The following is a 12,197-nucleotide window of genomic DNA, read 5'->3' as shown; positions in this document are numbered from 1 at the left end:
AATGCATATCAGAACCGTACCAAGATGGGTACAATTTGCAAGGTTGGCAGAAAGACAATGGATACAATCGAGACAATTCGCTGCGCGGGCATTGAATTCGTCGGGCCTTGCCCGTCCAGCCGGCGAGGCTTTGTCGGCCGGATCGTGCATGTGGTCAGATCGCTGGCGCGATGGATCGACGTGCTGATCGAGCGCCGTCGCGGCCGCCTGGCTTTGCTCGAAATGACCGACGAGCAGCTCAGGGACATCGGTGTGTCGCGTGACGACGCTCACCGCGAAGGCATCAGGCGATTCTGGGACTAACTTGTAGTCTGGTCAGCGGCGTGTGCCCGGAGCCCTGAGGCGTGAGACGCCCTTATCGGCAAGCACGGCGAGGATGCACAGCACCAGGAAAACACCGGTGACGGCCAGCGCCGCAAGGGCGACGTTGGCCGCGCCGTTTTTCGCAACGTCGAGGAACGGGTAGGGCACTTCGCCTGCGATCGGTGCGCGCGCCAGCGCATAGGCGAGATAGGCGATCGGATAGGCCATCCACCACGAAATGTCGCTCCAGCGTGTCCTGCCGTCAGCGCCTGCAATAAGCCACCACAGCACGAACAGCACCGGCGTCACATAGTGCAGCAGCACGTCACAGAGCAGGAACAGCCCCTGCGGCTGCCAGAGCTGCGCCAGAACCGTCGCATAGACGATGAAGACAAGCGCGATGGACACGGCGACGCCGGCCCGCATCCGCGGTCCGGCAAAGGCGGGCAGCCAGGCGTAGCCCGAAGGCGACAGCAGCGAGACATGGACCAGCACCGCACCGATGTTGGTCAGGATGGTGAAGAAGCTGAACAGAAAGACGATGGAGCCGAGAAAACTGCGGCCGGCCTCCATCGATGCCGGGATGGTGATGCACGCTTGCAGGACAAGCCCGGCCAGACCTATGACCAATCCCGCAAACTGCAGGAAGCGGCCCATGGCGTCAGGCGGCCGCGTTGCAGGAGGGGTTGCCCGTTTGCCAGCGCGCAATGTCGGATCCGATGCGCGCGCCGAGCGGATCGTCCATCAGCGGACCGAACACGTCGACGCGGCTGGAATTGCCTTGCGCCTGGACGACCAGCAGCGGCTTGCCGCCATAATGCTTGGCCGGCACCAGCAGGAAGCGGGGCGTGCCGCTGAACGAATTCAGCTCATTGGCCATCTGATAGGATTTGAAGGCTGGATCCTTGCTGGCGATCCAGCATTTGTGGGCCGATATCGCTACCTGTTCCATGGCCAGCAGCGAAGCGCTCTTGCCCGTGGGGACCGGCGCGCTCTTCGGGCTGGACTGGCAGGACGCCAACGCCAAGCCGGCAGCAGCCAGGGGACCTAGGCGAACAATCATCAGTCTCATGGTCAACCGCCCCCGCGTTTTGAAAGGAATTCGAAGAGATATCAGGCGGCGATGCCGAGCGCGCCTTCGAACAGGGCGCGGCCGTCGCTTCCGCCATGCGCTGCCTCGATCAGGTTTTCGGGATGCGGCATCAGGCCGAGCACATTGCCCTTCTCGCTGACGATACCGGCAATGTCGTTCATCGAGCCATTGGGATTGCTGCCCTCGGCATAGCGAAACACCACCTGTCCTTCGCCTTCGAGACGGGCAAGCGTGTCGGCGTCGGCGAAATAATTGCCGTCGTGATGCGCCACCGGCGTGCGGATGATCTGACCCGGCTGGTAGCGGCGGGTGAACATGGTGTTGGCGTTGGCGATTTCGAGCTTCACCTCTCGGCAGACGAATTTCAGCGAGGCATTGCGCATCAGCGCGCCGGGCAAAAGGCCAGCCTCGACCAGGATCTGGAAGCCGTTGCAGACGCCGATGACCATGACGCCCTTGGCCGCCTTTTCCGCCACCGCCCGCATGACCGGCATGCGCGCGGCAATGGCGCCGCAACGCAGATAGTCGCCGAACGAGAAGCCGCCGGGAATGGCGATCAGGTCCACATCAGGGATTTCGGTGTCGGTCTGCCAGACGGTCGCCGGCGCCTGCCCGGAGATCTTGGTCAGCGCCGCAATCATGTCGCGGTCGCGGTTGAGGCCGGGGAGAAGAACGACAGCTGATTTCATATCAAGCGATCTCCACCGCGTAATTCTCGATCACTGTGTTCGCCAGCAGCTTGTCGCACATGGCTTTCAGATCGGCTTCGGCCTTGGCCTTGTCGGTCTCTGAGAGCTCGAGGTCGAAGACCTTGCCCTGCCGCACCTGGCCGACGCCGCCGAACCCCAGTCCGGACAGAGCGTGCTCTATGGCTTTTCCCTGCGGGTCGAGCACGCCGTTCTTGAGGGTGACGGTGATGCGGGCCTTGATCATGCTGGACAGGTTCCTGTTCGAAGACTTAGCAATTCCAGGAAAAGTCTGAAGCGGTTTTTCGTCCGGAATCGCGTCAAGAAATGAAGACTTAGTGCGGCTTGCCTTTGAGGCCATCGGTCGAGGCGACGAGCACCGGGCCGGTCGGGCGCGGCGGCTCGTTCTCGTTCATGATGCCGAGGCGGCGGGCAACTTCCTGATAGGCTTCGACGAGGCCGCCCATATCGCGGCGGAAACGGTCCTTGTCGAGCTTGTCCTGCGTTGCCACGTCCCACAGCCGGCACGAATCCGGCGAGATCTCGTCGGCAACGACGATGCGCATCATGTCGCCCTCGAACAGGCGGCCGCATTCGATCTTGAAATCGACGAGTTGGATGCCGACACCCATGAACAGGCCGGAGAGGAAGTCGTTGACGCGGATGGCCAGCGCCATGACGTCGTCGATCTCCTGCGGGCTTGCCCAGCCGAAAGCGGTGATGTGCTCTTCCGACACCATCGGATCGTCGAGCGCATCGGCCTTATAATAGAATTCGATGATCGAGCGCGGCAGAACGGTGCCTTCCTCGATGCCGAGGCGCTTGGACAGCGAGCCGGCGGCGACATTGCGCACCACCACTTCGAGCGGAATAATCTCGACTTCCTTGATCAACTGCTCGCGCATGTTGAGCCGGCGGATGAAGTGGGTCGGAATGCCCATGCGGTTCAGATGGTTGAAGATGTACTCGGAAATGCGGTTGTTGAGCACACCCTTGCCGTCGATGACCTCATGTTTCTTCTTGTTGAATGCGGTCGCATCATCCTTGAAGAACTGGATAAGTGTGCCCGGTTCCGGTCCCTCATAGAGGATCTTGGCCTTGCCTTCATAAATGCGGCGGCGATTTTTCATCTGATTTTTCTCTGGATTTGCGGGCAGGCGGCAAGCGACCAGTTCCTGTCCGTCTGCCTAAATTGGTGCGGCGACGGGTGGGGTTCAATGCCGGGTCTATCCCAATCACAGCGTTTGCTCAATCGGCAAATCCTTTCGATCGACCGCTTTCAGGAATGAAATGCCGCAGCGCAGCAAGCGATGTAGCATATTGACCGGCCCGCGCCCTTTTGGTTTGTGCTGCGGCAGCACACATATCCATCACCAACGCGAATCGATTTCATCGGAGGGAAGCCATGAGCAGCATGAAAGACCGCGAAGAGGGTTTTGAGCGCAAATTCGCCTTCGACGAAGAACTTCGCTTCAAGGCTTCGGCACGCCGCAACAAGGCGCTTGGCCTGTGGGCAGCCGAAAAGCTGGGCAAGTCCGGCACTGACGCCGACGCCTATGCCAAGGAAGTTGTGGTTTCCGACATCGAGGAAGCTGGCGATCACGACGTATTCCGCAAGATCCGCAAGGATTTCGACGCCGCCGGCGTCGACCAGTCGGATCACCAGATCCGCCGCACCATGGACGAACTGATGGCGCAGGCGATCGAGCAGATCAAGAACACCTAGAGCGAGTAGCGCTGGACCAATCGACCGCCCGGTCCAGCCGGGCGGTTTTTCTTTGCCTTTTCAGCCTTTTCCGGCTGAAACTGTGCGTAGGCCTGTTACAAGGCTCTACCCAACGAGGAAAGCACCCATGTCCCTGAAGTCACGCCTGGCGGCGGATGAAACGCTGTTCACCGCCTGGTCCGGCGTTCCGGACGCTTTGACGGTCGAAATCATCGCCAAGCAGGGTTTTGACGCCGTCACGCTCGACATGCAGCATGGCGGACACCACGAAGACTCGGTCTTGCGCGGCCTGGTGCCGGTGCTGGCCGCCAACAAGCCGGCGCTGGTGCGCATTCCGGTCGGCCGCTTCGACATGGCCAGCCGCGCCCTCGATTTCGGTGCCGAGGCGGTGATTGCACCGATGGTGAATTCGGTGGCCGATGCAAAACTCTTTGCCGCGGCGATGAAATATCCGCCGATGGGCGAGCGCTCCTGGGGCCCGACCTATGCTTTTCCGCGCCATGGCAAAGGCGACCACGCCGAATGGCTGCGCGACACCAATCAACGCACCATGGCCTTTGCCATGGTCGAAACGCGCGCCGCACTCGATGCGCTGGACGGCATCCTCGACACGCCGGGCATTGACGGCATCTTCCTCGGCCCATCGGATTTCTCCATCGCCTGGTCGAATGGCGCCACCGTCAATTCGACGCTGGAAAGCATGATGGAAACCGTCGCCTCCATCGCCGAGCGGACGCGCAAGGCGGGCAAGCATGCGGCGATCTACGTCGTTGAGCCGGCGATTGCCGGCCGCGTCGTGGCGATGGGCTACCGGCTGCTGGCGATGGGCTCGGACCATGCGCTGATTTCGCTCGGCGCAAAGATACTCATCAAAAGCATGAACGATTCGATCAAGGGCTGAGGCGTGGTGCCTTGCCCGGTCAGGCCTTGAGGTCGGTCAGGAACTTGGCGAAGGTCATCGACCCTTCCGGCCACGGGCCGAAGCCGGCATCCTCATTGAGGTGACCGGTTTCGCCGGCATCGATGAACAGCGAACCCCAGGCGCCGGCAATGTCCTCGGCAACCTCGAAGGCGCAGAACGGATCGTTGCGGCTGGCGATGACGATGGACGGGAAGGGCAGCGGTTCGCGCGCATAGGGACCAAAGGTCATCAGGTGACGCGGCCTTATCTCCGGGTTGGCGACGTCGGGCGGCGCGACAAAAAACGCGCCGGCGACCGGCTTCCTGAACTGCGGAATGGCCTGCACCGCGGCCGCCACGCCCAGGGAATGGGCAACGATCACCACCGGCCGCTCGGCCTCGTTGACAGCGTTCGCCACGCTCGCCGTCCAGTCCTCGCGCACCGGCTTCGACCACTCCGCCTGTTCGACCCGACGCGCTGTCGACAGTTTCGACTGCCAGCGTGTCTGCCAGTGTTCAGGGCCGGAATTGGTGTAGCCCGGCACGATCAGAATATCTGCGTCTTTGACTTTCATGGCGCTGAGATAGCGAGCGGCCGTGTCTCGTGCAACCCGCGCTGACGCATGCGGTGCATCACAATTGTGAACAACCTGTTCGATTCTTTCCATCTTGTGTGAACGATCAGGATCGACGATTTGAGGCAGGAAGAGATGGACGACAGAATAGACTGGTGGCGCGGCCTGGGATAATGCGCTGAACGGAGAGTTTTATGAGCGAACTGCCTTTTGCCGCGACGACCCCCGTCAGCGTGTCACGCGTGGGCCTGAAGGCGCGCGACGCCGAAGGACTTGCCGATTACTACCGGGCTGTTGTCGGCCTGCAGGAATTGAGCCGCGCCGATGGCGCCATCACGCTGGGCGCTGCCGAGCGCCCGCTGCTGGTGATCGAGCCTGATGCAGCGGCCAAGCCCGACGATCCGCGCAGCGCCGGCCTGTTCCACACCGCTTTCCTGCTGCCCAGCCGCGCCGATCTCGGCCGCTGGATAAACCACGCCGCCGCCAACAAGATCCGCATCGAGGGCGCCTCCGACCATCTGGTCAGCGAGGCTCTCTACCTGACCGACCCCGAAGGCAACGGCATTGAAATCTATAGGGACCGTCTGCCGCAGGAGTGGAAGTGGAACGGCGACAAGATCGCCATGGCGACCGAGCGGCTGAACCTGGCTGCCGTGGTTGGCAGCGTGCCGGCCGGTGACGCCGGCTGGCAGGGCGCGCCGCAAAACAGCATTGTCGGCCATGTCCATCTGCGCGTCGGCCGGCCGGAAGATGCCGAGGCCTGGTGGCACGACGAATTTGGCTTCGACACGGTCGCTAAGTATGGAGGGCAGGCGGTGTTCCTGTCGTCGGGAGGCTACCACCATCATATCGGTGGCAATTCGTGGCACAGCGCCGGCGCCGGGCGCCGCGATCCGTCCCGCTCAGGGCTGGCCTGGGTCGAGATGCGCTCGGACAGGACAACCGCTGAAACCACGCGGGAAGATCCGTGGGGCACGGTGATCCGCACCGTGCCGGGCGCCGCCGGCTGAGCGCCCGCTCGGTTCTTACAAGGAATTGGCGGCGTAGCCCGTCAGCAGCCCATGCGCCCAGCTGTCGAAGCCGGTGGCTGTCGCGCGGGTGGACGCCTCGGTCCAGTCATAATTGACCACGTGATGGCTGAAAAACCATTGTCCGTCCTTGCGCGTAGCGAGGGCGTAGCGGGCATGCGGACTGCCGGTCACGGTCAGGCCGGGGAATGCCTGGACGCCGACGCTGCCCGGATTGAGGATTGTCCGGTTGTCCGACAAACGCACAACGCGCGGCGTATGTGTATGGCCGCACAAGGTCAGCCCGGCGCCGGCGCTGCCGAGCTTGTGCCTGATCTGCTTTTCATTGGAGGGGTGGAAGTGGCTGCCTCCGTCTTCCTCAAGCAGGAACACGTTGTCGTCACTCGGGCTGCCATGGCACAGCAGGATGTCCGGGGCAGGCGACAGGGTGACCGGCAAGGCCGAGAGCCAGGTCAGGGATGTCTCAGAGAGGCGTTGGTGGGTGAAAGCATCGACGTCTTCCAACCCGGAAGCAGGCGGCTCGATCAGCACACGGTCGTGATTGCCGCGCACGGTCGGCCAGTTCTGCGCCATCAGATATTGCGCGGTTTCTTCAGGCCATAGCGGCCCGGAAAGACAATCGCCCAGATTGACGATGATGTCGGGAGAAGCGTCTTTGATCTGCGCATGAACCGCCTCAAGCGCGCGCAGATTCCCATGGATGTCGGAAAGGACGGCCAGCCGCATCGAAAAACCTATCCGAAAACCCGCTTGAAGATCGTGTCGACATGCTTGGTGTGATAGCCCAGGTCGAATTTCTCGCGGATCTCGGCTTCGGGCAGCGCTGCGGTGACTTCCTTGTCACCCAACAATTCTTCAAGAAAATCAGCGCCTTGTTCCCATACCTTCATGGCGTTGCGCTGCACCAGGCGGTAGGCGTCCTCGCGGCTGACGCCGGCTTGCGTCAGCGCCAAAAGCACGCGCTGCGAATGCACAAGGCCACGGAACTTGTTCATGTTCTTCAGCATGTTGTCGGGATAGACCAGCAATTTGTCGATGACGCCGGTCAACCGCGACAGCGCGAAATCGAGTGTTACCGTGGCGTCCGGGCCGATCATGCGCTCGACCGAGGAATGCGAAATGTCGCGCTCGTGCCAGAGCGCCACATTCTCCATTGCCGGCAAGGCCATGGACCGCACCATGCGGGCAAGGCCGGTGAGGTTTTCAGTCAGCACCGGGTTGCGCTTGTGCGGCATTGCCGACGAGCCCTTCTGGCCCGGCGAAAAATACTCTTCCGCTTCCAGCACCTCAGTGCGCTGCAGATGGCGGATCTCGGTCGCCAGCCGCTCGACCGACGAGGCGATGACCCCGAGCGTGGCAAAGAACATGGCGTGGCGGTCGCGCGGGATGACCTGCGTCGACACCGGTTCCGGCTTCAGCCCAAGCTTTTTCGCCACATGCTCTTCGACATAAGGGTCGATGTTGGCGAAGGTGCCGATCGCGCCCGAGATAGCGCAGGTGGCAATATCCTCTCGCGCGTGCACCAGCCGCTCGCGGCAGCGCGAGAACTCGGCATAGGCCTGCGCCAGCTTGACGCCGAAGGTGGTCGGCTCGGCGTGGATGCCGTGGCTGCGGCCGATGGTGACGGTGTCCTTGTGCTCGAAGGCCCGGCGCTTCAGCGCGGCGAGCAGGCCGTCGAGGTCGGCCAGCAGGATATCGCTGGCGCGGCCGAGCTGCACCGCAAGGCAGGTGTCGAGTACATCTGACGAGGTCATGCCCTGGTGGATGAAACGCGCATCCGGCCCGACGAATTCGGCGAGATGGGTGAGGAAGGCGATGACGTCGTGCTTGGTGACGGCCTCGATCTCGTCGATCTTGCCGACGTCGAATTTTGCCGCATTGCCCTTTTCCCAGATGGTCTTGGCGGCTTCCCTGGGGATGACGCCGAGCTCAGCCAGCGCATCACAGGCATGGGCCTCGATTTCGAACCAGATGCGGAAGCGGGTTTCCGGCGACCAGATGGCGACCATTTCCGGCCGGGAATAGCGAGGGATCATCCGTCAGTCCTGATGTGTCCGTGGTTAAGTGCGCGTCCTAACAGAGGCGGACCGAATGCTCAACGCTGCTGGCGCGCAAACCACACGCTGGCGGCGGCAAGCGCGATGAATCCGAGCGGAAAATAGAGCCTGATACCCAGCACCACGAATTGGTAGAGCGCCGTCAGCGAGGTGAAGACCAGTTCGAACGCCCACCGGGCGGTGAAGGCCTCCGCGTGCCATTCGGCATAGTAGGAGCGGTATTGCAGCGCAAACAACCCGCCGGTGAAGGCGAGCGTCGTGGCAAGCAGGCAGACGAAGGCGGCGGCGAACGCCACTTCCCAGTGCCGGTCGAGCGAGACCAGCCGCGCCGCGAACAACCCGACGGGAAAGGCCAATGCCGCGCCGGTCGCAAACAGCAGGGCGACGAAGCGGATCTTTTCCGGGGTCTCCCAATTGTCGAGCCAAAGACCGGTCAGCGCGCTGGCGCCCATGGCCATCGCCCACAGCAAGGCGCCGACAAGCGCCGCGCCCGTCGATGGTATGGCGCGGCTGACGCGATTTCCGGCGCGCTTGCGCCAGCTGGATTGATCGAGCGCTGTCACAGGCGTCCGGTCACGGCGATCCAGCGAAAATCCGGCCCTTCGAAGCCGTATTGGCGCACCGCGATCAGCACCGCATAGGCGCTGATGCTGTCCATCGAGAACGTCTGCACCGCGCCGATCCTGTAGCCGTTCGGGCAGCCACGGCTTTTCGGGATCGATTTATCCTCATGCAGCAGATGGGTCCGGCCGCCATCCCTGGCCTCGATCCGCAGCAGGCGAAAACCGTTGACCTCGCCCTGGCTCTGGCAGCTTTCGGTGTCATTCATGCCGATCTCGTCCAGCCGGAATTCCAGCGGCGGGTCGACCGGCGAAAAGATCGGCCGTGGGTTCACCACCATGCGGAACGGGTCGGCCGACAATTCGGTCACCGGGTTGAAGCCGGCGGTGATGCCGCGGTTGGCGGTAAGCTCGGCCTGGGCAATGATTGCTTCGCCTTTTTGCCTGGCTTGCTGACGGGCCGTCTCGAGCGAGGCGGTCTCATCCTCCAGCCGGACCCGGATTGGCGTGCCCTTCAGGAACGTGTCGTCGGCGGTGTTGATGTAGTAGCGATTGGCATAGGGAAAGCCCGAACCGTCTGCCACACCATATTCCTCGAAGGCGAAGACGCTGCCATCCTTGCTGAAGCCGAGGATTTCAAGCTCGGCGACATCGCCCGCTCGGGCGGCCATGGCGGATGCCAGATGGACCAGCAGGCAAACGCCAATCAGGACGAGATTTCGCATCGGGGTTCCGCTCCGCCTGCCGTGGTTCGATCGTTCCCTATCACGAGACAGTCAAAACATCGTGCTATTCGAAAGGCGATGCATCCAATTTCGCCTCTGTTTGTTATCGTCGATCGTTTTCAAAAGGAGAACACCCCATGACTGAGGCCAGCAAGATTCGCGAGCATATGGAAGTGGTCGGCGCCGACGGCGTTCACATCGGCACCGTCGACAGGGTCGATGGCGAGCGGATCAAGTTGACCAAGGCCGACAGCGGCGAGGGCGCCCATCAGGGGCATCACCACTACATTCCCTTGAGCCTGCTTGCCGAGGTCGAGGGCCAGAAAGTCTGGCTGTCGGCAAATTCGGATGTCGCGGTCAGCTTCGAGGAAGAGGAGTCCGACCCGACCTGATTGAAAGTCAGCGCGACGACCACACCGCAAACAGATCGCCTTCGGCCGGCGTCGCGGCATGGATGCCGCGGCTGATGGCGCGCGCCATGGTGGCGCCGGCGGCGGCAAAGAAATCGACGGCATCGTCGGCGCTGAGTTCTATGCCGCTCTTGCCCGTCGCCAGCGCGAACACCAGATCGCCGTCAGCCGGCGTGTGCACGGGCCAGATGGCGCGCACGAAGCCGTCATGCGCTGAAATGGCCAGCCGCTTGGCTGCCGCCTTGGTCAGCACGGCGTCGGTGGCGATGACGGCGATGGTGGTGTTGCCACCGGCCTCGGCTTGTCCACCGACACGCTTGTCGCGGTGTTTCAACAGGATCCGCCTGGCGTCGTCCGGCATCGGCGAGGGATAGCCGAGGCCTCCGAATTCATCGCCGATCTCGAAGGGCGCCGCCCAGAAATAGCGGGTCCGCGCGATCGTTACCGAGCCGGTCGGGTTGGCGGCGGCGAGTGCGCCGATGGTGACGCCGCTGTCGAGCACAGTCGAGGCAGAGCCAAGGCCGCCCTTCAGCCCGGAACTCAGCGCCCCGGTGCCGGCGCCGATTGTGCCGAGCGGAAAGTCGACTGTTGCCGCCTGGGCTGCTTCGTAGCCGAGGTCGCGGTAGGGAGGATAACGGCGCCAATCCTTGTCGCCGCCATTGCGCAGGTCAAACAGGATCGCCGCCGGCACGATCGGCACCCGAAAGCCGCCGACATCGACGCCAACGCCTTTTTCACGCAACGCCGCCTGCACGCCCGATGCGGCGTCGAGGCCGAAGGCCGAACCGCCCGAAAGCACGACGGCATGGACCGCCTCGATGGAATTGTGCGGTTCGAGCAGGTCGGTCTCGCGCGTGCCCGGCGCGCCGCCGAGGATCTGCACGCCACCGACCGCCGGTTCATCGCACAGCACGGTCGTGACGCCCGATTTCAACCTTGCGTCCGACGCGTTGCCGACGCGCAGGCCGGCGACATCGGTGATCAGATTGCGCGGCCCGGTGCGAAACATCAATTCGTCTCCGCCGGCACGAAACGCGTCCCGTCGAAGCGGAAGGCGCGATAGAGGTTTTGGCTCAGATCGCCTTTGTCGTCGAACCGCAGCGGGCCGATCGCGGTGGTGAAATCATGCCCGGTTAGCGCGTCGACCAGCCCCTTGCCCGAGGTCTCGGGCGCGGCCGAGGCCGAGGCCGCCTTGGCAATCTCCACCGCCGCATAGGCCGGCAAGGCATAGCCATCCGGCGCGATGTTTTCGGCCGTAAACGCCGCCAGCACCTTGGGATCGGCGACATCGGCCCATTCCGGCGGCGCGATCATCAGCGTGCCGACGGCGTAAGGCACATCGCCGGGTGGCGTGCGCAAATTCTCGCCGCCGGCAAAGACGATGCCGGCCTCGAGCTGGCCGGCGTCGCGGCCCATAATGGCGATGTCGTCGCCGTCGCCTCCGGCAAAGACATGCGTAGCGCCCGCCTTCTTCAGCCGGCCGATCAGTCCGATCTGGTTGTCGAGCTGGGGCCGGAAGGTGTCTGTGAAGACCGGCTTCAGCGCCGCCTGTTCGGCCGCTGCGCGCAGCGTCTCGGCGATTTCGCGGCCATAGATGGTCCCGTCATCGACGATGGCGAACAATTCGCTCTGCCACAGCCGGGTCAGGATGCCGGCCACCGCATTGCGCTCGTCATCGCCGCGCGGGCCCAGCCGGTAGACCGGCCAGCCGGTTTTGGCGCGGCGGTCGGTCAGGCTTTCGGTGCGCACGCCAACGGTGATGACCGGTATGTTGGCGTCCTTCAGGATCGGCAGCGCCGCCTGAATCGCCTCGGTGCAGAGGAAGCCGACGACGATATCGACCTTCGCAGCGGCGAATTCCCTGGCGGCGGCAGCCCCGCCATCGGCGGTGCAGGCATCGTCGACCGTCCTGATCTCGGCGCCGTTGGCTTCTGCTGCCAGGGCAGCACCCGCCTCGATCTGCTTGCCCAGGATCGCCGACGGACCGGACAGGGGTGCGGCGACGCCGACAAGCAAAGTCTGCGCGCCGGCGCTTGCGGGCAGCAGCCAGAGCAGTGCCGCTATTACAGCTGTTGGGGGTCGCATTCTGACGACGAATTCCTCCGTGCGGGTCGCATGCTTCCAGCGTCTCTTC

Annotated in this window: 17 protein-coding genes; 5 read left to right on the top strand and 12 right to left on the bottom strand. The window is 63.3% G+C overall.

Annotated elements, in window-relative coordinates:
- Nucleotides 1-57: 57 nt before the first annotated feature.
- Nucleotides 58-303, top strand: coding sequence for a DUF1127 domain-containing protein (locus NKI06_RS02065; RefSeq protein ID WP_023748568.1), 246 nt, complete (start codon nucleotides 58-60; stop codon nucleotides 301-303).
- Nucleotides 304-315: 12 nt separating this feature from the next.
- Here the strand turns inward: NKI06_RS02065 and NKI06_RS02060 are convergent, their stop codons facing one another.
- From NKI06_RS02060 to purC, 5 genes are all read right to left on the bottom strand, one after another.
- Entirely contained in the window at nucleotides 316-960 is a 645-nt protein-coding gene (locus NKI06_RS02060) for a Pr6Pr family membrane protein (protein ID WP_023748569.1), read from the bottom strand.
- 4 nt (nucleotides 961-964) lie between these two features.
- Nucleotides 965-1,375: a hypothetical protein gene (locus NKI06_RS02055; protein WP_023697575.1), complete on the bottom strand. Its 411-nt coding sequence runs from the start codon at nucleotides 1,373-1,375 to the stop codon at nucleotides 965-967.
- Nucleotides 1,376-1,416: 41 nt separating this feature from the next.
- The gene (gene purQ / locus NKI06_RS02050; RefSeq protein WP_023711489.1) at nucleotides 1,417-2,085 is read right to left on the bottom strand and encodes a phosphoribosylformylglycinamidine synthase subunit PurQ; all 669 of its coding nucleotides are present in this window, start codon (nucleotides 2,083-2,085) and stop codon (nucleotides 1,417-1,419) included.
- Nucleotide 2,086: 1 nt separating this feature from the next.
- Nucleotides 2,087-2,329 (bottom strand): phosphoribosylformylglycinamidine synthase subunit PurS, encoded by a 243-nt coding sequence (purS, locus tag NKI06_RS02045; protein WP_023669092.1) that lies wholly within the window; start codon nucleotides 2,327-2,329, stop codon nucleotides 2,087-2,089.
- An 88-nt stretch (nucleotides 2,330-2,417) separates the two neighbouring features.
- Nucleotides 2,418-3,212: a phosphoribosylaminoimidazolesuccinocarboxamide synthase gene (gene purC, locus NKI06_RS02040; RefSeq protein WP_013532127.1), complete on the bottom strand. Its 795-nt coding sequence runs from the start codon at nucleotides 3,210-3,212 to the stop codon at nucleotides 2,418-2,420.
- A gap of 275 nt (nucleotides 3,213-3,487) precedes the next feature.
- On the opposite strand from purC, the gene NKI06_RS02035 reads away from it, so the two are divergent.
- Both NKI06_RS02035 and NKI06_RS02030 read left to right on the top strand, forming a co-directional pair.
- On the top strand, nucleotides 3,488-3,808 hold the full coding sequence (locus tag NKI06_RS02035; RefSeq protein ID WP_023669091.1) for a DUF1476 domain-containing protein: 321 nt from the start codon (nucleotides 3,488-3,490) through the stop codon (nucleotides 3,806-3,808).
- Nucleotides 3,809-3,935: 127 nt separating this feature from the next.
- Nucleotides 3,936-4,709, top strand: coding sequence for an HpcH/HpaI aldolase family protein (locus tag NKI06_RS02030; RefSeq protein WP_023669090.1), 774 nt, complete (start codon nucleotides 3,936-3,938; stop codon nucleotides 4,707-4,709).
- Between the two features lie 19 nt (nucleotides 4,710-4,728).
- Here NKI06_RS02030 and NKI06_RS02025 read toward each other — a convergent pair whose 3' ends face one another.
- Nucleotides 4,729-5,283 (bottom strand): RBBP9/YdeN family alpha/beta hydrolase, encoded by a 555-nt coding sequence (locus NKI06_RS02025; RefSeq protein ID WP_023669089.1) that lies wholly within the window; start codon nucleotides 5,281-5,283, stop codon nucleotides 4,729-4,731.
- Nucleotides 5,284-5,477: 194 nt separating this feature from the next.
- On the opposite strand from NKI06_RS02025, the gene NKI06_RS02020 reads away from it, so the two are divergent.
- A complete protein-coding gene (locus NKI06_RS02020; RefSeq protein WP_023726920.1) occupies nucleotides 5,478-6,293 on the top strand; it encodes a VOC family protein in 816 nt (271 codons plus the stop codon).
- A gap of 15 nt (nucleotides 6,294-6,308) precedes the next feature.
- On the opposite strand, the gene NKI06_RS02015 is transcribed toward NKI06_RS02020, so the two are convergent.
- From NKI06_RS02015 to NKI06_RS02000, 4 genes are read right to left on the bottom strand one after another with little or no spacing between them, the layout of a single operon-like run.
- A complete protein-coding gene (locus NKI06_RS02015) occupies nucleotides 6,309-7,037 on the bottom strand; it encodes a metallophosphoesterase family protein (protein ID WP_023726919.1) in 729 nt (242 codons plus the stop codon).
- 8 nt (nucleotides 7,038-7,045) lie between these two features.
- Entirely contained in the window at nucleotides 7,046-8,347 is a 1,302-nt protein-coding gene (gene purB / locus NKI06_RS02010; protein WP_023726918.1) for an adenylosuccinate lyase, read from the bottom strand.
- A gap of 59 nt (nucleotides 8,348-8,406) precedes the next feature.
- The gene (locus tag NKI06_RS02005) at nucleotides 8,407-8,871 is read right to left on the bottom strand and encodes a hypothetical protein (RefSeq protein ID WP_023726917.1); all 465 of its coding nucleotides are present in this window, start codon (nucleotides 8,869-8,871) and stop codon (nucleotides 8,407-8,409) included.
- A 56-nt stretch (nucleotides 8,872-8,927) separates the two neighbouring features.
- A complete protein-coding gene (locus tag NKI06_RS02000) occupies nucleotides 8,928-9,653 on the bottom strand; it encodes a DUF2259 domain-containing protein (RefSeq protein ID WP_023736522.1) in 726 nt (241 codons plus the stop codon).
- A gap of 137 nt (nucleotides 9,654-9,790) precedes the next feature.
- Between NKI06_RS02000 and NKI06_RS01995 the strand changes: the two genes are divergently transcribed.
- Nucleotides 9,791-10,045 carry a DUF2171 domain-containing protein gene (locus tag NKI06_RS01995; RefSeq protein ID WP_023669083.1) on the top strand — a complete coding sequence of 85 codons (255 nt, stop codon included), beginning with the start codon at nucleotides 9,791-9,793 and terminating at the stop codon, nucleotides 10,043-10,045.
- A 7-nt stretch (nucleotides 10,046-10,052) separates the two neighbouring features.
- Here NKI06_RS01995 and NKI06_RS01990 read toward each other — a convergent pair whose 3' ends face one another.
- Nucleotides 10,053-11,072, bottom strand: coding sequence for a P1 family peptidase (locus tag NKI06_RS01990; RefSeq protein ID WP_352983756.1), 1,020 nt, complete (start codon nucleotides 11,070-11,072; stop codon nucleotides 10,053-10,055).
- Nucleotides 11,072-12,148: a branched-chain amino acid ABC transporter substrate-binding protein gene (locus NKI06_RS01985; protein ID WP_352983753.1), complete on the bottom strand. Its 1,077-nt coding sequence runs from the start codon at nucleotides 12,146-12,148 to the stop codon at nucleotides 11,072-11,074. Before NKI06_RS01985 ends, NKI06_RS01990 begins: the two co-directional genes overlap by 1 nt.
- Nucleotides 12,149-12,197 lie beyond the last annotated feature (49 nt).

It is taken from the genome of Mesorhizobium sp. M0772, assembly GCF_040320135.1.
Taxonomy (GTDB): domain Bacteria; phylum Pseudomonadota; class Alphaproteobacteria; order Rhizobiales; family Rhizobiaceae; genus Mesorhizobium.
The sequence above is the reverse complement of the archived record's forward strand: the minus strand, read 5'-3'. Positions and strand labels throughout refer to the sequence as shown.

Coding starts and splice junctions, on each gene's coding strand:
- NKI06_RS01990 (WP_352983756.1), bottom strand. CDS start 11,072: ATGTTTCGCACCGGGCCGCGCAATCTGATCACCGATGTCGCCGGCCTG.
- NKI06_RS02035 (WP_023669091.1), top strand. CDS start 3,488: ATGAGCAGCATGAAAGACCGCGAAGAGGGTTTTGAGCGCAAATTCGCC.
- NKI06_RS01985 (WP_352983753.1), bottom strand. CDS start 12,148: ATGCGACCCCCAACAGCTGTAATAGCGGCACTGCTCTGGCTGCTGCCC.
- NKI06_RS02030 (WP_023669090.1), top strand. CDS start 3,936: ATGTCCCTGAAGTCACGCCTGGCGGCGGATGAAACGCTGTTCACCGCC.
- purQ (WP_023711489.1), bottom strand. CDS start 2,085: ATGAAATCAGCTGTCGTTCTTCTCCCCGGCCTCAACCGCGACCGCGAC.
- NKI06_RS01995 (WP_023669083.1), top strand. CDS start 9,791: ATGACTGAGGCCAGCAAGATTCGCGAGCATATGGAAGTGGTCGGCGCC.
- NKI06_RS02000 (WP_023736522.1), bottom strand. CDS start 9,653: ATGCGAAATCTCGTCCTGATTGGCGTTTGCCTGCTGGTCCATCTGGCA.
- purB (WP_023726918.1), bottom strand. CDS start 8,347: ATGATCCCTCGCTATTCCCGGCCGGAAATGGTCGCCATCTGGTCGCCG.
- NKI06_RS02015 (WP_023726919.1), bottom strand. CDS start 7,037: ATGCGGCTGGCCGTCCTTTCCGACATCCATGGGAATCTGCGCGCGCTT.
- purC (WP_013532127.1), bottom strand. CDS start 3,212: ATGAAAAATCGCCGCCGCATTTATGAAGGCAAGGCCAAGATCCTCTAT.
- NKI06_RS02055 (WP_023697575.1), bottom strand. CDS start 1,375: ATGAGACTGATGATTGTTCGCCTAGGTCCCCTGGCTGCTGCCGGCTTG.
- purS (WP_023669092.1), bottom strand. CDS start 2,329: ATGATCAAGGCCCGCATCACCGTCACCCTCAAGAACGGCGTGCTCGAC.
- NKI06_RS02020 (WP_023726920.1), top strand. CDS start 5,478: ATGAGCGAACTGCCTTTTGCCGCGACGACCCCCGTCAGCGTGTCACGC.
- NKI06_RS02060 (WP_023748569.1), bottom strand. CDS start 960: ATGGGCCGCTTCCTGCAGTTTGCGGGATTGGTCATAGGTCTGGCCGGG.
- NKI06_RS02025 (WP_023669089.1), bottom strand. CDS start 5,283: ATGAAAGTCAAAGACGCAGATATTCTGATCGTGCCGGGCTACACCAAT.
- NKI06_RS02065 (WP_023748568.1), top strand. CDS start 58: ATGGATACAATCGAGACAATTCGCTGCGCGGGCATTGAATTCGTCGGG.